This is a genomic window from Mesorhizobium sp. M0058 (assembly GCF_040323095.1).
In the GTDB taxonomy this organism is placed as follows: Bacteria; Pseudomonadota; Alphaproteobacteria; order Rhizobiales; family Rhizobiaceae; genus Mesorhizobium.
Window position 1 is genome coordinate 163,427 of the sequence record NZ_JAMYUQ010000014.1, and the last position, 19,250, is coordinate 182,676.

14 protein-coding genes are annotated in these 19,250 nt (G+C 63.8%); 3 read left to right on the forward strand and 11 right to left on the reverse strand.

What is annotated here, in order from left to right; translation table 11 throughout:
• Positions 1-282: 282 nt before the first annotated feature.
• The 3 genes from rpe to NKJ75_RS24190 all read right to left on the reverse strand — a co-directional run bounded on the left by rpe (position 283) and on the right by NKJ75_RS24190 (position 7,421).
• On the reverse strand, positions 283-960 hold the full coding sequence (gene rpe / locus NKJ75_RS24180) for a ribulose-phosphate 3-epimerase (RefSeq protein ID WP_023689949.1): 678 nt from the start codon (positions 958-960) through the stop codon (positions 283-285).
• Between the two features lie 304 nt (positions 961-1,264).
• On the reverse strand, positions 1,265-5,137 hold the full coding sequence (locus tag NKJ75_RS24185; protein ID WP_352500289.1) for a DUF7929 domain-containing protein: 3,873 nt from the start codon (positions 5,135-5,137) through the stop codon (positions 1,265-1,267).
• Between the two features lie 10 nt (positions 5,138-5,147).
• The gene (locus tag NKJ75_RS24190) at positions 5,148-7,421 is read right to left on the reverse strand and encodes a hypothetical protein (RefSeq protein ID WP_352500290.1); all 2,274 of its coding nucleotides are present in this window, start codon (positions 7,419-7,421) and stop codon (positions 5,148-5,150) included.
• 202 nt (positions 7,422-7,623) lie between these two features.
• Between NKJ75_RS24190 and NKJ75_RS24195 the strand changes: the two genes are divergently transcribed.
• Both NKJ75_RS24195 and NKJ75_RS24200 read left to right on the forward strand, forming a co-directional pair.
• Positions 7,624-9,216 (forward strand): ABC transporter substrate-binding protein, encoded by a 1,593-nt coding sequence (locus NKJ75_RS24195; RefSeq protein ID WP_352500291.1) that lies wholly within the window; start codon positions 7,624-7,626, stop codon positions 9,214-9,216.
• A 6-nt stretch (positions 9,217-9,222) separates the two neighbouring features.
• Positions 9,223-10,086, forward strand: coding sequence for a hypothetical protein (locus NKJ75_RS24200; RefSeq protein ID WP_352500292.1), 864 nt, complete (start codon positions 9,223-9,225; stop codon positions 10,084-10,086).
• 6 nt (positions 10,087-10,092) lie between these two features.
• On the opposite strand, the gene NKJ75_RS24205 is transcribed toward NKJ75_RS24200, so the two are convergent.
• From NKJ75_RS24205 to bcoG, 7 genes are all read right to left on the reverse strand, one after another.
• Complete coding sequence (locus NKJ75_RS24205; RefSeq protein ID WP_352500293.1) at positions 10,093-11,034, reverse strand: alpha/beta hydrolase; 942 nt, start codon at positions 11,032-11,034, stop codon at positions 10,093-10,095.
• 123 nt (positions 11,035-11,157) lie between these two features.
• Positions 11,158-11,940, reverse strand: coding sequence for a carnitinyl-CoA dehydratase (locus NKJ75_RS24210; protein WP_352500294.1), 783 nt, complete (start codon positions 11,938-11,940; stop codon positions 11,158-11,160).
• Entirely contained in the window at positions 11,933-14,011 is a 2,079-nt protein-coding gene (locus tag NKJ75_RS24215; RefSeq protein ID WP_352500295.1) for an acetate--CoA ligase family protein, read from the reverse strand. The genes NKJ75_RS24210 and NKJ75_RS24215 overlap by 8 nt, the downstream gene beginning before the upstream one ends.
• A 3-nt stretch (positions 14,012-14,014) precedes the next feature.
• Positions 14,015-15,178 (reverse strand): acyl-CoA dehydrogenase family protein, encoded by a 1,164-nt coding sequence (locus NKJ75_RS24220; protein ID WP_023745171.1) that lies wholly within the window; start codon positions 15,176-15,178, stop codon positions 14,015-14,017.
• A gap of 5 nt (positions 15,179-15,183) precedes the next feature.
• Complete coding sequence (locus NKJ75_RS24225) at positions 15,184-16,278, reverse strand: carnitine 3-dehydrogenase (RefSeq protein WP_352500296.1); 1,095 nt, start codon at positions 16,276-16,278, stop codon at positions 15,184-15,186.
• A gap of 2 nt (positions 16,279-16,280) precedes the next feature.
• Positions 16,281-16,904, reverse strand: coding sequence for an HD domain-containing protein (locus NKJ75_RS24230; protein ID WP_023745169.1), 624 nt, complete (start codon positions 16,902-16,904; stop codon positions 16,281-16,283).
• A 14-nt stretch (positions 16,905-16,918) separates the two neighbouring features.
• Positions 16,919-17,842: a 3-dehydrocarnitine:acetyl-CoA trimethylamine transferase BcoG gene (bcoG, locus tag NKJ75_RS24235; protein WP_023834404.1), complete on the reverse strand. Its 924-nt coding sequence runs from the start codon at positions 17,840-17,842 to the stop codon at positions 16,919-16,921.
• 76 nt (positions 17,843-17,918) lie between these two features.
• On the opposite strand from bcoG, the gene NKJ75_RS24240 reads away from it, so the two are divergent.
• Positions 17,919-18,899, forward strand: coding sequence for a GlxA family transcriptional regulator (locus NKJ75_RS24240; protein ID WP_352500297.1), 981 nt, complete (start codon positions 17,919-17,921; stop codon positions 18,897-18,899).
• A gap of 61 nt (positions 18,900-18,960) precedes the next feature.
• On the opposite strand, the gene NKJ75_RS24245 is transcribed toward NKJ75_RS24240, so the two are convergent.
• A complete protein-coding gene (locus tag NKJ75_RS24245; protein WP_023668865.1) occupies positions 18,961-19,164 on the reverse strand; it encodes a hypothetical protein in 204 nt (67 codons plus the stop codon).
• Between the last annotated feature and the right edge of the window lie 86 nt (positions 19,165-19,250).

A 19,250-nucleotide genomic window follows, 5' to 3' on the forward strand; every position in this document is an offset into this window, starting at 1 on the left:
GGCAGGTGCCCTCGAGAAACAGCTTCGAGATCCCGAATACGGATAATTTTTTCTTAACGCGCGTCATGCCGCCGGATTGACCTCTCCCCGCATGCAGATCCCTTCGGCAGTTATCCACTAGGTTTATGGGCCAAAACTAGTGCCGGATGCCGCGATCCTGTCGCGTGCCGCGATGCCCTTGCGGCTGCCACCCGTTGACGGCTTTTTGGGAGATCGAAGGATCAGGCAGGGAGATCAGGCCGAGGAGAACCGACCAGCCGGGAACTTGCCCTGGAACTGATGTCAGCCGGCAGCCCGGTCGGCCGCGGTTCGGATGGCTTCTATATTGGCCCGGTAGGCTTCGACGCTGCCGCCCTTGAAGATGGCGGCGCCCGCCACCAGCACATCGGCACCGGCTGATGTGACCAGGTGGGCGGTTTCCGGCGACACGCCGCCGTCGATCTCGATGCGAATCGGCCGGTTGCCGATCAGCGCTTTCACCCGCTTGACCTTGTCGACCATGGCCGGGATGAAGGCCTGGCCGCCAAAGCCCGGATTGACGGTCATGATCAGGATCAGGTCAAGCCGGTCGAGCACATATTCGATCGCACTTTCCGGCGTCGCCGGATTGAGCGATACGCCGGCCTTCTTGCCGAGATCCTTGATGGTCTGAAGCGAGCGGTCGAGATGCGGTCCGGCCTCGGCATGCACGGTCATGCCGTCGCAGCCGGCATCGGCAAAGGCGGCCAGATAAGGATCGGCCGGCGCAATCATCAAATGGCAGTCGAAAAAGGCCTTGGTGCGGTTGCGGATGGCCTTGATCACCGGCGGGCCGAAGGTGATGTTGGGCACGAAATGCCCGTCCATCACGTCGAGATGAATCCAGTCGGCGCCGGCCGCCGCCACCGCCTCGACCTCGTCGCCGAGCTTCGAGAAATCCGACGCCAGCACCGATGGCGCGATCAGGGTCTTCCTGCTCATGATGCGGCCCCTTTGGGCGCCCTGTTTGCGGGCGCGGCCTTGACGACTGCTAGAGCAATTCCAAGAAAAGTGGGAACGGCTTTCCGTCCGGAATTGCGTGAAAACAAAGAGATAGAGCGGTTCGGCTTTTCCACCAAACGATGAACTGCTCTAGACCATGATCCCGGAAAGGGAAAGTCGGTATTTGCTGCGCCCGGCAGCGGGTTCGGCGAATACCTGGCCGCCCGATCGCCGCAGCGCGCCCAAGGAAAAACCCCGCCGGATCGCTCCGGCGGGGTTCTGAATTTTGACTCGTATCCAGATCCTATGGCTTGAAGTTGGCCGCCGGATCCCTTTGCGGCTGTACCTGCGTCTGCGGCGTGCGCTTCGGTATGAACTGCTGAAGGACACCTGGATTGAGCAACAGGGTCGGATCGAGCGACGGCTGCTGCCGGATCGCCCTGCAGTTCGGGAACCGACCAACGGTGCCTTCGGGGCAGCGCCGCTTGATGATCGGCACGCACTGGCCGCCGACCATCTGCGAGCCCGGGGCGCAGTCTCCCACCTGCGGCCTCGGCTTGCGGCATGCGCCGTCGATCGCCTGGGTGCCGCGCGGGCAAACACACTCGCCGCGCTTGTTGTGCACCTGGCCGCGTATGTCGCACTGTTCCAGCACAGGCTTCTTCTGCCGGCAGGCATTGCCTTGCACCTCGGTACCCCGCGGGCAGACACAATTGCCGTTGGCGTCGTGGACCTGGCCGCGGATCGAGCACTGCTCGGGCTTCGGCCGGATCGGCCGGCAGACCTTGCCCCTGACTTCTGTGCCGTCCGGGCAGACGCAATCGCCATTGGCGTTTTGGATCTGACCACGGATCGAGCATTGTTCAGGCTTTGGCCGGATCGGCCGGCAGGCTCCATTGCGCACCTCTGTCCCACGCGGGCAGACACAATCGCCATCGGCGTCATGAACCTGGCCGCGTATGCCGCACTCCTCGGGCTTCTGCTTGTCGCGCACGCAGGCATTTGCCTGTCGGTCGAGATGCGTACCTTCCGGGCAGTAGCAGCCATTGCCGTCCGACGTCGGGACCGAACCGGGGATGGTGCAGCCAGGCTTGTCGGTCTTGATGCAAGCGCCGTTCTCAAGCTCGGTTCCGCGGGGGCAGACACAGCGTCCATCCTCGGTGCGGATCTGGCCCTTGAGCAGCACGCAGGGCCTTGGATCCTTTGGCTGGATGATGACGCCGCCGTCGGGCGAGCACTGGCCGTTGCGGAACGTCGTGCCTTCCGGACACACGCACCGACCGGCATCGTTCATGACGAACCCCGGCGAGCATTCCTTCTTCACCTCGCGCTTGATGGTGAAGGGATGGCAGGCATAGGCCTTGCCGCGATCGCCCTGGATATTGGTCAGGTCGCCGGGCAGTACGTCGCCGCCGCCTTGCACCCTGGTGTCGGGAGACAAGACCCCGACGCAGTTCCGGCCGCTGACGTTGCCCCGCAGATTGGCCAGGGGAGCGTCGGGAAGGACCACGGTGACCTTGTGCACATGGCTTTCCCCGGCGCCGAGCGTCAGGTTGGCAATGCAGGTCAACGGCAAGGTCGTCGGTTCGGGCGAGCAGCCGAAGGGCGGCTCGATCGAGGTGATCGCGACGCCTTGCAGCCGCCCCAGCCCGTCCACCCCGATCGCATCGCCGATGCGGACCGGACCGGAGAAGGCGGTCTGGCCATCATTGGTGATGGTGATCTCGAACGAGCAGGGTTGCCCGGGCTGGCACTCGGCATCGCCGGTCTTCTTGACGCTGATGGTGGACGTGCCGCCGCCCTTGGCGCAGGCCTGGCCGATAGGGTAGACGATATCGTCTCCAGGGGCCGGGCCATACGAGCCGCGTGCGCAGTTCTCGAACGCGCCATTGGCCGAGACCGTCACGTCGAAGTGCCTCGATGTTCCGGGAGTCATCACGGCGCCGGGAATCTGGCACGACAGCGCATTGGCCGGAACCGCTCCGCAGGCCCATTCCGCACCGTCGGGTGTGACGGTCTGGATCTGGACCGGCGCGCCACCCGATATCAGCGTGGCAGCATCGTTGACCCGCACCGGACCGGTGGGGGCAGAGGTGCCAAGGCTGATGACGGTGATGCGGCAGGAAACCACCGCCGCACCGGCGAGCGAGCCATTGCAGACCTTGGTGATGCGTAGGGTCGGCTTGCCGCCATTGGGATGACGGAAGCGTTCCTTGGCGCAGGCCTTGTTGTTGGTGAGGTCGACCTCACCGGGGACGGGCTTCAGCGCCGCGCAGTTCTCGACCGAATCCGACTGGTAGCCGGCCGGCATGACCGCCCTGACGACGATCGGCGTCAGGGCGCCCGGCATCAGCACGATGCCTGCATTGTCGCAGCGGAACTGGCCGGGACCGTTCGGTCCGCATGTCCAGGGCGGAGACGGGCCGAAGGTCGAAGAGGCCGGCGCGCCGCCCGGGTAATTGTCGATAACCGTCAGCGGCCCATTATAGGGGACGCTGCCATTGTTGATGATGTCGATCACGAAGTAGCAGATGCCGTCGGGTGTGCAGACCGGGATGCGGGCACGCTTCTTCAGGATCAGGTCGACCTTCTTGTCGACCGGGGGCCGGCAATCGCGGTCGCGGTCGCCACGCCGGCAGATCGGGATCGAGGCACAGCCGCGATCGTTCTGCTGGCTGCCGAACAGCGGCTTGCCGCTGGCGCCGTAATTATAGGTGGCGCAGTTGCGCAGCGCGCTGCCTTGCCAACCACCCGCCGGCTTGAAGCCGAGCTTGAGGTTGATGGAGGCCCCCGGATTGAGCGTGGTCACCGGATAGGTGCACGTCATCGGGGTCACGCCGGGCATGCATACCCAGGGCGGATTGGGCCCTGAATCCAGAGTCGAGCCGGCCGGCAGCGTCACCTCGTCGAGCACGATCTTGCCGTGATACGGCCCGTCGCCGACATTGGTGACCTTGATGGTGAAGTCGCAGCCGCCCCCCATTGTGCAACGCGTCACGTCGGCGCGTTTCTCGACCTTGAGGTCCGGTTCCTTGTCCTTGGGGGGACATCTCAAGTCACGCGGGATGACGATGTCGATGGTCTGCGTGCAGCATAGTCCCCAACCCTCCTTCGGGCCGGCATAGGTCTCGATGCCGGTGACGATGAGGTGGATGACGTCGCCGGGCGATGCACCGACGATCTTCCAGTTCAGCACACCGCCGCCCGCCGGCACCAATTGCGTGTCGGGGATGATGGTGATGCCTGGGGTCGTCGTCGATACCTGCACCCATTTTCCGCCCATCTCCGGGCCGACAGGCATGTGGTAGATGAACGCGCCGCCGCCTTGCACGCAATCGACCGTGCCGCGCTCCACCTTGAAACATTCCCGGTCGGGAGGCGGAGGCCGCTTGTCACAGTTGGTGAGGTCGATCTTGATCGAGGTCTTGGCCCCGGTCTTGTAGTCGCCGTCGTCGGGCTTGCCCGGATCCTGCGACGGGATGATGGCCCCCGTGCCGACGCCCGGCGTCACCTTGATCATGCCCTGGTTGTCGACGATGGTCGGCGAAGGAAACGCCGCATGGTCGATCTTGGCGGTGATCTTGAAATTGATGACGCGTTCATTGCCAGCCCCAGCGCCGTCGAGATCGGTGGTGGAAATCCGGAAATCGGAAACCGTTGCCGTATCGTTCGGATTAGCCGAGGTGCTGATTGTCGCACCCGGCAGCGGTCCGCCAGACGCATCCGTGCCGTCGCCGGACACGTTGACGTTGACGATCGCAAGACCGTGCGGAAGCTGATCCTTGAAGTCGAGTTGGAGTTTCTTCAGCCTGGCCGAAAAGCTTGGGTCGGCAAAGCCTTGCGAGTCGCCGCGCAGGCCAAAGCTCAGGGAGTAGACGACGTAGTCGCAGCTCCTCTGTGTGCCTGTTTTGGTGAAGAACGGCACGATCCGTTCCGGCCTCGGATTGACGATTTTTGAATTGTCGAGGTCGAGCCGCAGTTCCGGAGTGATCGGGACTGCATCTTCGGCGTGGCTTGCCACAGGGGTGAACATGGCGACCGCGATACCGGCCGCCATCAGCCAGCGCGCGCCGCGCCTGGCATATGACGGGGGTTTCATGATGGTCTCCATGACGGTTGGCTGCTTGCCGGTGGATTGACTGCTGTTCGCGGTCGGGGAAAGTGCGAGATTTTTCATCTTCCCCTCCTCAACGTTCGCAGCTGACGGCTGGGGTTCTGAGCGGCAAAGTCATCTTGCAGCAAGGGTAGTAGCCACCCTTGTCCTTGTCGGACTGCCTGTAGAAGCAAAGTCCAACATCGACTCTGTCGCCCGGAGAATGGCCGGTGATGTCGACCGTGTAAGGCTTGCCGGGAGCATGCGACTGGGGTGATGTCACCCCGACGCCTGGTGTCCTGGACTTTGTCTCACTGGAAGGCTGGACCTTGATCGAATCGCCGCCAAAGCCGGCATGGTCATGGAGATAGAGGTCGGCCTGGAGGCCGCGAGGCGTGCAGTAGAACTGAACATCCTCGACATCGATGCACGGAGGCAGATCGCCGGGCGGTGGGAAGTCCGGCGGATAGAACGGCGGCAGATAACCGCCGGGGATCTCTTCATAATAGCCGGCCCGGCCTTCGCAGGGGTGCCAGACCTCGACGTCGCCGACATGGCCTTCCACTTCTGGGTCTTCGAAATAGCCGTCGAAGTCGACGAACCACGAGCCGAAAGGCGGCACGTTGGCCGGCTTGACCAACGGCGTCGGCGTGATCTGCACGCCGTGCACGCCAAGCGGCCCGCCGGCGGCGAGCTGGTCGGCAAGTGTCGGGCTGTCGCGCAGCTTGTCGCCGGTGTTGACCAGCGTGTCGGTGCACACGCCGGTGTCGAGATTGCCGTCGGCGTCATAGCCATATTGCAGGTCGAGCCCACCGGCCGACTGCCGGTTGCCTTGCGGGAAGCCGACCGCATATTCCTGCGGCTCTTCCACCCAGACCGATTCCGTCGCCGGATCGTCCGGGTTTTCGCGCCAGTAGCGGATGACCTCGCCCTTGCCGGAATCGGCGAACTGGCTGTAATCGTAGCGATTCTCGACCGGGCCGCGCTGCGCCAGATACATGAAACCCTGGTTGTCGAAGGCGATGTCGGTGACGGCGTAGTCCTTGTCGGCCTTGACCGTCAGCTCCCAGCGCGGATCACCGGCAAAGCTGCCATCGCGGGCAATGCCAACCGACCAGATCTCGGCCTTTTCGCCGACCGAATAATAGAGCCGGCCGCCATGATAGGCGACGGACCAGACGCGGCGTTCGTCCTGCGTGTAGCCCCATGTGTCGGGGTCTTCCGAGTCGAAGGCAGCACCCTGTATGTCCATCACCGCACCGTCATCGGCGACGGGAGCCAGCCCATGCGCCGGCCGCCCGGCAACGCCGTGATCGAATGTGTCGATCAGCGTGCCGTTGGCGTCGAGGCGGTGGATGAGGCCGGTGTCGAGATCGCTGGCGAAGAACTCGCGGTGATTGCTGTCGAAGCTGATGTCGCCGATGCCGGAACCGCTGTTGGTGTCAATGTCGGCGAATTTGGAGACCGCGCCGGTGATGCCGTCGATCTTCCAGATCGTGCCCGGACCGCCACCGCTTTCGGTGCCGAACTGGCCGTCCATGAAGACGGCGCCTGCGGTGCCGCGGCGCTGTCGCTCGGGCCGACCGTCGGCATCTTCGTCCGGGGTGACGATACGGATGCCGTGCAGCGAGGTCGCGCCGGCATAGAGATTGGGGACGCCCGAGGGAACGCCGTCGCGCATACCGTCATCATAGGTGATGGCGAATACCTGGCCGATCTGTTCGGCCGTCACCTCGAAAGGCGGCGGCGTGTAGACGAGCTGGCCGGAAGCCGGTCCGCCGAGCGCCGAAACGTCGAAGACGCGCAAGGTGGCGCGCGTCGTGTCGATGAAGGTTTCGTCGACCGGGTCGACGCCGGGCGGCAGCCCCCCCCTTTCGGAATCGGCAGAGTCGAAATTGGGAATGACGGTGCCGGAAAATCCGGTGACCGCCATCGAGCCGGGATAGATGATCTGGGTTTCCTGCGCTTGGGCGGCTGTGCCCAACCAGAGCGCGGCGCTCAGCGCCAGGGCAAGCAAACCGCCGCCCAGATGGAGCGAACGGCGCAAACCGCCGCTTGGAGACGACATGGACGCGCCGCGATCGCAGGACATAAAACTCCCCCCGAAGTTTTCGGGAGGAACATCCGGTCCGGCCGCGCGAAACAGGGCAAGGCGCGGCGTTCCGGCACGTTCGTCCCTGATCGAATTGTCTGCTTTCCTCATCTTCACGATACGCCTGCTCCTGCGCAGGGTCAACGGAATCAGCCGAAAGCCCAGCGCATCGACTCCATCCCGAAGGCGGTGGTCGCGCTGAGCTTGCGTTGGTCCCGGAGACCGTGGAGCCTCTGGGGTCCTGGTCATGGGGGCATCCTTTCCGGCCCGCACCATGCGGCGCCTGGTCGTCAGTCGCAGGCTGAAGCGGAAAGGTTCATGCAAAACGGCGGCCGGGTCTGTCCGCCATTTCACATAGGCGCGGCCAATTCCTTGTGTCAACTCAAGGTGGAAAACAGTCTTGGCGCGCGAAAGACCGGCCGGCTTACTTACCGTCAGTGCCGGCTTCTGCTAGCGTCTTCCCAACCCTGGGGGGATCATGACACGCAGGCACTTCGTTCTCTTGCTGGCGGCGCTTTTTCCATGTGCGTTGCCGGTCCATCAATCCGTAGCCAAGACCTTGGTCTACTGCACCGAGGTTAGCCCCGATACGTTCGATCCCGCACTCGCCTCCGGATCCCGCGACGCCTCGGCCACCGCTCTCTACAACCGCATGGTCGAGTTCGAGCCCGGCACCACCAAGGTGCGCCCCGGCCTTGCCGAAAGCTGGGAGATTTCCGACGATGGCCTCACCTACACATTCCACCTGCGGCAGGGCGTGAAATTCCACATCGTCGAGGGCTTTACGCCTAGTCGCGACTTCAATGCCGATGACGTGCTGTTCACCTTCGACCGGCAGGCCAACGCGCAGAACCCGTTCAACAATTACGCCAAACGCCAGTACATTTACTTCGACGGCATCGGCATGCCGGATCTTGTCGCCGGTTGGCGCAAGCTTGACGACCATACTGTGGTGATGACGCTGAAGGCGCCGCATTCGCCGATGCTTGCCGACCTGGCGATGGATTTCGCTTCGGTCGTTTCCAAGGAATATGCCGACAAGCTCGTCGCAGAGAAGCGGCTTCTCGACCTGGCGCTGAAGCCGGTCGGGACGGGTCCGTTCCAGCTTGTCGACTACCAGCAGGATGCAGTCATCCGCTACAAGGCCAATCCGGACTACTGGCGCGGCAAGCCGAAGATCGACGATCTCGTCTTCGCCATTGCCACCGATGCCAGCATTCGCATGGAAAAGCTGCGCGCCGGCGAATGCGATCTCATGCCCTATCCAAATCCGGCCGACCTGGAGGCGATCAAGGCGACGCCCGGAATCAAGGTCATGCGGCAGGAGGGCCTCAATACGGGATACCTCGCCTTCAACACCTTGCAGAAGCCCTTCGACGATCCAAGGGTGAGGAAGGCGATCGCCATTGCCATCGACACGCAGGCGCTGGTCGACGTCGTATTCCGCGGCACCGGCGAAGTCGCACGCAATCCGCTGCCGCCAACCTCCTGGGCCTATGACAAGACGAGCCCCGATCATGTCTTCGACCCCGCTGCCGCCAGGCAGGGGCTCGCCGATGCCGGCGTAAAAGACCTGCACATGAAGATCTGGGCGATGCCGGTGCAGCGTCCGTATAACCCGAATGCGCAGCGTATGGCCGAAATGATCCAGTCCGACCTGGCAAAGATCGGTGTCACCGTGGAAGTCGTGACGTATGAGTGGACTGAATACCTTGCCCGCTCGAAGTCACGCGACCGCGACGGTGCCATGCTGTTCGGCTTCACCGGCGACAATGGCGACCCCGATAACTTCCTGTCGGTGCCGCTTGGCTGTGCCGGCGTCGGCACCACCAATCGTGCCAACTGGTGTTTTCCGGCCTTCGACGATCTGCTCAAGCAGGCAGCCGGGATCGTCGATCCCGCTGCCCGCGCAAAACTCTATTCGCAGGCGCAAACGATCTTCAGGGAGCAGATGCCGTGGGTCGCTATCGCCCACTCCGTGGTCTCGATCCCGATGCGCGAACAGGTGACGGGCTATGTCATGGACCCCTTTGATCACCACGATTTCTCGGGCGTCGATATCAAGGAATAGCGTTCGGTGTCTGCCGCAGATCTCGATGTCTATGTAGAGAGCCTGCGCAATTTCCGACTGGTGCGGAGCTATTGCATCGCGCAGTTACTGCCTTACCTGGAACAGGCTGGATTGAAAGTGCGCCTGCTCGACCGGCCGGCCGGCCGAGATCGGGCGCCGGTGGCCTTTCTGCATGTCGACCTGACAATCGTGCCGCCAACGTACCGCGGTCTCGGCCACCTCTACGACCGCACCATCAATGGCCGCGCGCTGTCCATCCACCGGCACCTTTATTCGACACTGAAGCTGGAGGCCGGCGACAGCCACAAGGGGCCGGTTGTCGTCAAGACGGTCCTCAACTCCAGGGGCCGACCAGAGCAGCGCTGGTGGCAGCATCGCAACGGCCTGACCAGGAGCGCGCATGCCATCCGCAAGCTCTTCGAACCCGGCTACAAGGACCGCCTGTGCCCGCCCTATAAGGTCTACCAGACGATCGGCGAGGTTCCGCGGGATGTATGGCGCAACAATCGCCTGATGGTGGAAAAGTTCGCTTTCGATACGCTCGACCTGCCCATCGTCAAGCACCGCTACATGTTCCTGCTCGGTGCCGAGGTCAACATGCGGCAGGTCTACGACGATGTGTTGTGCGCCGGCTCAAAAATCCTGAGCAATGAGGTGGGCGGCGCCGTGCCACCGGAAGTGCTGGCGGTGCGGCAGCGGCTCAACCTGGACTTCGGCGCCATCGACTATTTCATTGTCGATGGCAAAGGCATTGTCGTGGATGCCAACAAGACCGTCGGCTCAAACCCTGAATGGCTGAAGAAAAACCGCTTTCGTCGGGAATTCAACGATCGCATGGCTGAGGAACTGATCGCCTTTGTCCGCGGTTGAGCCGGATCACCAGATCCAGTCGCCCTTGCCCAGCACCGACACCGCTTCGACGATACGGTTGAAGCTGGCGCGGGCCCGGCCAACCGTGTGCCTGGCCCGGAGATAGCCGTGCACCAGTCCCGGCTCCTCGAACCAGGCGGCATGGCCGCCGGCAGCGAGGACGCGATCGCGATAGGCCTCGCCGTCCGACGACAGCGGGTCGCATTGCGCGGTGATCAGCACTGTCGGTGGCAGGCCGATGAAATCTGCGTCGGCCAGTGGATACAAAGTGATGTCGCCGGTCCCATCGAGGCCGCCGGTGCGGACATCCCTGTAGAAGTCGAGATCGCGCATGGTCAACATCGGTGCTTCGGCGTGCGTGACATACGAGCCCTTCGAACGGTCGCCGCCGAGGCCCGGATAGATCAGCACCTGGCCGATCGGCTTTTTGGCATGGCCACGCCTTGCGTGAGCAACAGCCGCGCAGAGATTGCCGCCGGCGCTGTCGCCGCACAGCAGAATAGGGCGGTCGTAGGTTTTGGCTGCCCATTCGAAGGCACGTAAAGCATCGTCGAAAGCGGCCGGGTGCAAATGCTCCGGCGCCAGCCGGTAATCGATGGAACCCACCTCGTAACCGGTGCGGGCGCAGAGCTCGGCGCAGACATCGTCATGGCTGTCTAGGCCGCCGAGGATGAAACCCCCGCCATGAATGTAGAGCACCATCGCCGCCGTGTTCGGGGTAGCGCTGCGATAGATGCGGATCGGGATGTCGTGTGATCGGTTGGCAATGAAAGTCGTTTCCGCCGTCACACCATTGGGATAGCCGGCAAAGAACTCGCGGCACATCCGGTCATAAATCGCACGCTGCTGGGCGATGGTGTAGTCGATCGTATCGGGCGGGTAATAGGAATTGGTCCGCTCGATGAAGGCCCAGGTCTCGGCATCGATGAGGGTTTTGTAGTCGGTCATGCAGCTCCTTTACCTCCCCCTTGATGGGGGAGGTCGCCGCGAAGCGGCGGGTGGGGGTGGTGGCGCATCACCCCACCCCGGACCTTCGGTCCGACCCTCCCCATCGAGGGGAGGGTAAAGAGGCTACTTCCCCTTCCACACCGGGTCGCGCTTTTCTGCGAACGCACGAGACCCTTCCATATTGTCCTCCGAGCCATACAGCGCATCGACCGTCGCCAATTGCCGGCGCGTCACGCGGTTCATCGCGTCCTGGAAGGTCAGCGCCTCCGCCACCCGCGCCGTCTCCTTGATCGCGGCGAACACCAGCGGCGGGCCGCTGGCGAGCAGCCTTGCGATCTCCCAGACGCGCTCCTCGAGCCTGTCCTTGGGCAGCACTTCGTTGACCAGGCCCCAGCGATGCGCTTCCGCCACATCCATCCAGCGGCCGGTGAGCAGAAGGTCCATGGCGACATGGTAGGGAATGCGCTTGGGCAGCTTGATCGTCGCGGCATCAGCCAGCGTGCCGGCGCGGATTTCGGGCAGGGCGAAGGAGGAATGGTCGGAGGCGAAAATGAGGTCGCAGGACAGCGCCAGCTCGAAGCCGCCGCCCACCGCCATGCCGTTGACGCAGGCAATGACCGGCTTGTTCATGTCGCGCAGCTCCTGCAGGCCGGCAAAACCGCCGACGCCATAGTCGCCGTCGACCGCGTCGCCACCGGCGGCTGCCTTCAAGTCCCAGCCGGCGCAGAAGAACTTGTCGCCGGCGGTCTTGACGATGGCGACGCGCAGTTCCGGATCGTCGCGGAACGCCTTGAAGGTCTCGCCCATCAGCCGCGAGGTCTTGAGGTCGATGGCGTTGGCCTTGGGCCGGTCGAGCGTGACCTCGAGGATGGTGCCCTCGCGGCGGGTGGAAATGACGTCAGACATTCTTCTTCTCTCCCAGCACCAGCAGCGCGTCGGCGATCCAGGCGCCCTTGCCCTCGGCGCAGACGATCAGCGGGTTGATGTCGAGTTCCTCGATCTCTCCGGCATTCGTCTGCACGAAGCCGGCAATGCCCGCGATGGCGTCGATGGCAGCCCCGACATCGGCCTTGGGCCGGCCACGATAGCCGTCCAGCAGCGGAAACAGTTTAAGGCCACGCAGGGCGGCCTCGATGTCGTCGCGCGTCGCCGGCAGCATGAGCGTAACGCTGTCGCGCAACAGTTCGACCAACACGCCGCCGGTGCCCAGTGTCATAACCGCGCCGAACATCGGATCGCGGGTGAAGCCGACGATCAACTCGGCAACGCCGTCGCGCACCATGCGTTCGACATAGAGGCCGGTGCCGAGCGGCAGCAGATCATGCGCGGCCGTGCTGACCGATTCGGCGTCTTTCAGATTGAGCCGCACCGCGCCGACTTCCGACTTATGGGTGACGCCGAGCGCCTTCAGCGCCACCGGGAAGCCGAGCGCCATGGATGAGATGACGGCCTCGACAGCGTTAGCGGCACGTTCTGCCTTCGGCACCGGCAAGCCGGCCTTGATCAGCCGCGCCTTGGCTTCGGCCTCGTCAGGGGTGACATGATCGCCGCCGGCAGCACCGGCAGCCGATGTGTCGATCGGCTGCGCCTGCGGCTCGGCCCAGGCCCAGCCGATGAAGGCCGCCGCGCCTGCGGCATCCATGGCCTCGGAAATACCGAACAACGGCACCATGCCGCGCGCCATCAGCTCGGCGGTGTATTCCTCCGGCAGGTTCTCCGGCAGCGACGAGACAATCGCGCCATGCGCCTTGTTGGTCTTCAGCGCCGATTCGAAGGCGCGCAGCGTCGCCCACCAGTCGGTGACCGAGCAGCGGTCGGGGCGCGGGAAATCGAGCACCAGCATGTTGAGGTCGAAACCGCCCGACACCATGGCGGTGAAGGTGGCGGTCATCGCCGGTTCGTTGTTCCAGATGAAGGTGTGATAGTCCAACGGGTTGGCGACCGCGACCAGCGGCCCGAGCGTCGATTTGACATGGGCGCGGTGCTTGCTGGTGAGCTCCGGGAAATTGACCCAGCGGCCTTCGGCGCTGTCGGCCATGACAGAGGCTTCGCCGCCCGAACAGCTCATCGATGACAGTCGATAGCCGGGCAGTGGTCCTGTGACATGCAGAAGCTTCAGCGCCTCGATAAAGGCGGGGATGGAATCGACGCGGGCAATGCCGAGCCGCCGCAGGAATGCGCCCGAGGCAGCGTCCGAGCCGGCCAGCGATGCCGTGTGCGAGACCGTCGCCTGCCGCGCCTGTTCGGAGCGACCGACCTTCATGGCGATGATCGGCTTCTTCAGTTCGCGCGCGCGCGCGGCCAGCTTCTCGAAGCCGGCTACCGAATCGAAGGCTTCGATGTGCAGGCCGAGCGAGGTGACGCGCTCATCCTCGATCAGGCCGAGCGCCATTTCGGAGAGGCCGGTCTGCGCCTGGTTGCCGGCCGTCATCAGGAAGGCGATCGGCAGGCCGCGCTTCTGCATCGTCATGTTGATGGCGATGTTGGAGGACTGGGTGATGATGGCGACGCCCTTGGCGCCTTCGGGCAGCCGGATGCCGCCATGCTGGTCGGGCCACAACAGCGCGCCGTCGGCGTAGTTGATCAGGCCATAACAGTTCGGGCCGATGATCGGCATCTGGCCGGCCGCGGCCACCAGTTCGGCCTGCAGCCGCTCGCCATCGTCGTCATAGGCCTCGGTCTCGAGAAAGCCCGCGGCAAAACAGACGGCGCCGCCGGCGCCACGCTCGGCCAGCGCCTTGATCACGTCGATGGTGAGATGCCGGTTGACGCCGACAAAGGCAGCGTCGGGCGCCCCGGGCAATTCGGCGACCGAGCGATAGGCCTTGCGGCCGGCGACCTCGTCCTTGTTCGGATGCACCGGCCAGATTTCGCCGGCAAAGCCCATCTTGATCGATTGCGCGACGACGGCAGCGGCCTGGGCCCCGCCGAACACCGCGATGGATTTTGGGCGCAAGAGACGTTCAAGCTTATGCATGGTTTATGCCCCGAACGGGCGCAGCAGCGCCCGCGAAATGATGTGGCGCTGGATTTCCGACGTACCTTCCCAGATGCGCTCGACGCGCGCATCGCGCCAGATGCGCTCCAGCGGCAGGTCGTCCATCAGCCCCATGCCGCCATGGATCTGGATTGCTTCGTCGGCAACAAAGGCGAGCATTTCGGTAGCCTTCAGCTTGGCCATGGCCATGTCCTGATCGGTCACGGTGCCCTGATCGTACTTCCAGCCGGCTTCGAACACCATCAGGTCCGCAGCCTTCAATTCGGTCGCCATGTCGGCGAGCTTGAACGACACGCCCTGGAACTTGCCGATCTGCTGGCCGAACTGCTGGCGCTGCGCAGAATACTCGATGGCATGGCCAAGCGCCCGCTCGGCGCGGCCAAGGCAAGTGGCACCGACCTGCAGGCGGGTGGCGCCGAGCCAGGAATTGGCGACCTCGAAGCCCTTGTGCACTTCGCCGAGCACCTGGCTCGCCGGCAGGCGGCAATCGTCGAATTCGAGGATGGCGTTGGTGTAGCCGCGATGCGAGACGTTGCGGTAGCCGTCGCGCACGGTGAACCCCTTGGTGCCCTTGTCGACGAAGAAGGCGGTGATCTTCTTGCGCTTGCCGCGCGGCGTTTCTTCCTCGCCCGAAGCCATAAAACAAATCGTGAAATCGGCAAGATCGGCATGGGAGATGAAATGCTTGGTGCCGTTGAGCACCCAGTCGTCGCCGTCCTGTACGGCGGTCGCTTTCATGCCGCGCAAATCGGAGCCGGCGCCGGGCTCGGTCATCGCCAGGCAGTCCCACTTTTCGCCACGGATGCAAGGGAACAGGTATTTTTCGCGCTGTTCCTGCGTGCCGGCCAGAAGGATGTTGGAGGGGCGCGCCACGCAGGTCCAGTGCAGCGCGTAATTGGCGCGGCCGAGTTCCTTTTCGTAGAGCAGCCAAGTCACCGTATCGAGGCCGGCGCCACCGACATCGGCCGGCATGTTGGCGGCGTAGAGCCCGGCTTCGATCGCCTTGACCTTGATCTCCTCGATCAGCTCGCGGCGCAGCACGCCGGTGCGCTCGACCTCGCGTTCATGCGGGTAAAGCTCGTTCTCGACGAACGCACGCGTCGTCTCGACAATGAGCTTCTGTTCCTCCGACAGCCCGAAATCCATGGTCTTCAGCCCTTCTTCTTTTTCTTCGGCTTTTCCACCTTCTTCACCGGCTTCGACGCCTTGGCCTTTTCGGCAGCCTTGGAAGCGGCCGGCTTCTTCGCCGCCAGCTTTGCCAGCTGCCTGGTGTAGTCCTTGTGCAAGGCGCCGGCGCCCCAGCCCTTGCCTTTGTTCTGTTTCGACAGAGCATCCATAATCGCGACCAGATTGTCGTCGCGGATCTTTTCCAGCTCACGGATCGACAGGCCATGCGCCTGGTCGTCCGACTGGGTGGCGATCAGATCGACCAGCTCGTCGTTGAACTCCGGCACGTCCATCAGCTTGGTCCACGGCCATTTCAGGCACGGCCCGAACTGCGCCATAAAGTGGCGCATGCCGGCCTCGCCGCCGGCGACGCGGTAGACCTGGAACATGCCCATCTGCGCCCAGCGCAGGCCGAAGCCATAGCGCATGATGTCGTCGAGTTCCTCGACGGTGCAGATGCCGTCCTTGATCAGCCACAGCGCCTCACGCCAGGCCGCTTCGAGCAGGCGGTCGCCGACAAAGGCCTCGATCTCCTTGCGGATCACCACCGGCTTCATGCCGATCGATGCATAGATCTCCTTTGCGACCTCGATCGCCTCTGGAAAGGTCTGTTCGCCGCCGACGATCTCGACCAGCGGCAGCAGATAGACCGGGTTGAAGGGATGTCCGACAACCAGACGCTCCGGATGCTTCTTCATCGCCACCTGCATGTCGGTCGGCTTGATGCCCGAGGTGGACGAGCCGACAATGGCGTTGGCCGGCGCGCAGAGATCGATCTCGGCCAGTACGCGGTGTTTGACGTCGAGCCGCTCCGGCACGCTCTCCTGGATGAAATCGGCGTCGGCCACCGCCTCGGCGATGGTCTTGGCAAAGGTCAGTCTGCCTTCCCTGGGCAGGCCGCCGGGAACCATCTGCCTGTAGGCGCGGCGCGCGCCCTTCATCACTTCCGAGACCTTGCGCGACGCTTCCGGGTCCGGATCGAAGATCGACACATCGATGCCGTTGAGCAGCAACCGCGCCACCCAACCGGCGCCGATGACACCGCCGCCAATGGCGGCTGCCTTGTTGATGATGCTCATGGTCAGGCTCCGCTTCTTGTCTTGTCGGTTTCGGGGTCGATGAGAGGCACGCGCTCGCCGACGCGGATCACGGAGGGGTCGTAGGCCTTGCGGGCGAAGACTTCGAGCACGAACTGGCGGAAGAATGCGATCGGCAGCGTGTCGTAGTCCGGGTCGAAGCTCGACTGGTCCCAGCGTTCGCAAAACTGGTCGCAATCGTCGAAATAGGCATGGCCGGCGAAGCGGTCGCGGGCGTGACGGTTGCCGCCGAGATGATGGGCATAGTAGAGCCGCTGGAAGTCGCCGTGCTTTTCCACCACCCAGGTGCATTGCTCGCGCACGAAAGGCTTCAGGATCGAAGCGGCGTATTCGTCGTGATTGTACGGTGCGTAGATGTCGCCGATGTCGTGCAGCAGCGCGCAGGCGATCCAGTCGGTGTCGGCGCCGTCGCGCCACGCACGTGTCGCCGCCTGCAGCGAATGGCCGAGCCGGGTGATCTTGTAGCCAGACAGGCCCTCGTCGAGCTGCACCAATGCGTCGAGCAGCCGCTCGCCGGTCCTGGCGGCATAGTCGATCTCATGGGCGGTCAGGAACTCATAGTCTTGCCTGTCGCCATCCTTCATCGCAGTGAATTTGACGGTAGCCATGATCCGCTCCCGTTTTAAGCAGCCGCTGCGATCGGCGCCCGCTTGGTGAGGTTGAGCTTCCTGCGCACTTCTTCCGGCCCAAGGATCCTGGCGCCGAGATTGGTGACGATGTTGGCGGCGCGCTCGACGAGTTGCGCATTGGTGGCGAGCACGCCCTTGTCGAGCCAGAGATTGTCTTCGAGACCGACGCGGACATTGCCGCCGGCGAGCACTGCAGCGGCTGCATAGGCCATCTGGTTGCGGCCGATGGCGAAGGCCGACCAGTTCCAGTTCGACGGCACGTTGTTGACCATGGCCATGAAGGTGTTGAGGTCGTCCGGCGCCCCCCACGGCACACCCATGCAGAGCTGCACCAGCGCGTCGGGATTCAAGACCTTTTCTTCGACCAGCTGCTTGGCGAACCAGAGGTGGCCGGTATCAAAAGCTTCGATCTCCGGCTTGACGCCGAGCGCCGTCATCATGCCGCCCATTGCGCGCAGCATGCCGGGCGTGTTGGTCATGACATAATCGGCCTCGGCGAAGTTCATGGTGCCGCAATCCAGCGTGCAGATTTCCGGCAGGCACTGGCGCACATGTTCCATGCGGTTGGTGGCGCCGCCCATGTCGGTGCCTTTTTCATTGAGCGGCAGCGGCGCTTCCGGTGAGCCGAACACCATGTCGCCGCCCATCCCGGCGGTCAGGTTCAGGATCACATCGACTTCTGCCGCGCGGATGCGGTCCGTCACTTCGCGGTAGAGATGGACATCGCGGCGCGGCTTGCCGGTCTCGGGGTCGCGGACATGGCAGTGGACGATGGCGGCACCGGCCTTGGCCGCGTCGATGGCAGAATCGGCGATCTGCTTGGGCGAGCGTGGCACATGCGGGGAGCGGTCCTGCGAGCCGCCGGACCCGGTCACGGCACAGGTAATGAAAACCTCACGGTTCATCGCGAGCGGCATGGACATCTCCTCCCATAGAAACAGACCCAACAATGCCCGACTTGCCGGAAACTGTTTTGCGATTTACGAAGCTCTCATGATCAAAAGCGAAAAACCGACCATCTTTCGCGCCGAGCGATCGCCGCTCAAGGTGACGCTGCTGGTGTTTTCAGGCTCGTCCATCATGTGCGTGGCGTCGGCCGTCGACCCGCTGCGCGCCGCCAATCGCATTTCCGGCGAGACGCTGTTCGATTTCAAACTGGTCTCGGTCACCGGCGAGGCGCCGGTCACCACATGCGGCCTGCCGGTGGCGGTCAGGGGCCGCTTCGATGCGGCCGAGCCGACCGACGTGCTTGTCGTCGTCGCCGGCTTCGGCACCCAGAATTACGCGACATCGGCTCTGCTTTCCGGATTACGGCGAGCGGCCCGCGCGGCTCGCGCCTGCGGCGGCATCGAGGCCGGCACATGGCTGGTGGCGCGCGCCGGCCTCCTCGAAGGCCGCAGCGCCACCACCCATTGGGAAGACATGGAGGATTTTTCCTCCGCCTTTCCCGGCGTCGACGTGCGTCCGGACCGCTACGTCATCGACGGACCGGTGTTCACCTCGGGCGGGGCGTCGCCGACCTTCGACCTGATGCTGCATCTGATCCGCACCCGGCTTGGCATGGCCGTCGCGCTCGATGTCGCCAGCGTCTTCATCTACGACCAGGCGCGTGCCGCGACCGACGCGCAGCCGCTGGTCTCGCTCGGCCGGCTCGACGGCTACGACCCGCGTCTGGCGCAGGCTATCCGGCTGATGGAATCGCATGTCGACCAGCCGCTGACCATCGACGCGGTGGCAAAACGCGCCGGGGTGACGGCGCGGACATTGGAGAGCATTTTTCGCAAGTCGATCGGCGAGACGCCGGGCGCATATTATCTCAGGCTGCGGCTGGGCGCGGCGCGGCGGCTGGTGGTCGACACGCGGATCGCCATGGCGGATATTGCCGGGCGGACGGGGTTCTCGTCCGCCGCGGCATTTTCCAGAGCGTTTTCAAGAGCGTTCGGCGAAGCCCCGGTCAGGCTGCGCCGAGGTTGATGCATGTCGCCCAAAAGTGTGTCGCGGTTTTAGGATTACGACATGCACAGACAAAGGGAGATCAGGCTGCGTTCTGTCGATCGCTGCCGGCGTCCATCTGCGAGCGCATCTGCCTCGCCAGACGGACTTCAAATCGGCTGCTGACAGCACGATCCCATTCGTTTTTCACGCTGTCGGTCGGCCGCGGCAGCGCCATCAGCCGGTCGATGATCGATCCGGTCTCGCCGGATGAGAGCAGGGCGTCGATTTCGCGTTCATGCTGCATATCGGTTCGCCTCCTTCCTTTTCACCCGCCACAACCGCATCCTTATACGAGATACGTGACGGCAGTTTGAAGGCAAGAGCGAGGTC

What these genes read in the sequence shown, in the direction of transcription:
- rpe (WP_023689949.1), bottom strand. Translation starts at nt 960, where the DNA reads ATGAGCAGGAAGACCCTGATCGCGCCATCGGTGCTGGCGTCGGATTTC.
- NKJ75_RS24185 (WP_352500289.1), bottom strand. Translation starts at nt 5,137, where the DNA reads ATGAAAAATCTCGCACTTTCCCCGACCGCGAACAGCAGTCAATCCACC.
- NKJ75_RS24190 (WP_352500290.1), bottom strand. Translation starts at nt 7,421, where the DNA reads ATGGTGCGGGCCGGAAAGGATGCCCCCATGACCAGGACCCCAGAGGCT.
- NKJ75_RS24195 (WP_352500291.1), top strand. Translation starts at nt 7,624, where the DNA reads ATGACACGCAGGCACTTCGTTCTCTTGCTGGCGGCGCTTTTTCCATGT.
- NKJ75_RS24205 (WP_352500293.1), bottom strand. Translation starts at nt 11,034, where the DNA reads ATGACCGACTACAAAACCCTCATCGATGCCGAGACCTGGGCCTTCATC.
- NKJ75_RS24210 (WP_352500294.1), bottom strand. Translation starts at nt 11,940, where the DNA reads ATGTCTGACGTCATTTCCACCCGCCGCGAGGGCACCATCCTCGAGGTC.
- NKJ75_RS24215 (WP_352500295.1), bottom strand. Translation starts at nt 14,011, where the DNA reads ATGCATAAGCTTGAACGTCTCTTGCGCCCAAAATCCATCGCGGTGTTC.
- NKJ75_RS24220 (WP_023745171.1), bottom strand. Translation starts at nt 15,178, where the DNA reads ATGGATTTCGGGCTGTCGGAGGAACAGAAGCTCATTGTCGAGACGACG.
- NKJ75_RS24225 (WP_352500296.1), bottom strand. Translation starts at nt 16,278, where the DNA reads ATGAGCATCATCAACAAGGCAGCCGCCATTGGCGGCGGTGTCATCGGC.
- NKJ75_RS24230 (WP_023745169.1), bottom strand. Translation starts at nt 16,904, where the DNA reads ATGGCTACCGTCAAATTCACTGCGATGAAGGATGGCGACAGGCAAGAC.
- bcoG (WP_023834404.1), bottom strand. Translation starts at nt 17,842, where the DNA reads ATGCCGCTCGCGATGAACCGTGAGGTTTTCATTACCTGTGCCGTGACC.
- NKJ75_RS24240 (WP_352500297.1), top strand. Translation starts at nt 17,919, where the DNA reads ATGATCAAAAGCGAAAAACCGACCATCTTTCGCGCCGAGCGATCGCCG.
- NKJ75_RS24245 (WP_023668865.1), bottom strand. Translation starts at nt 19,164, where the DNA reads ATGCAGCATGAACGCGAAATCGACGCCCTGCTCTCATCCGGCGAGACC.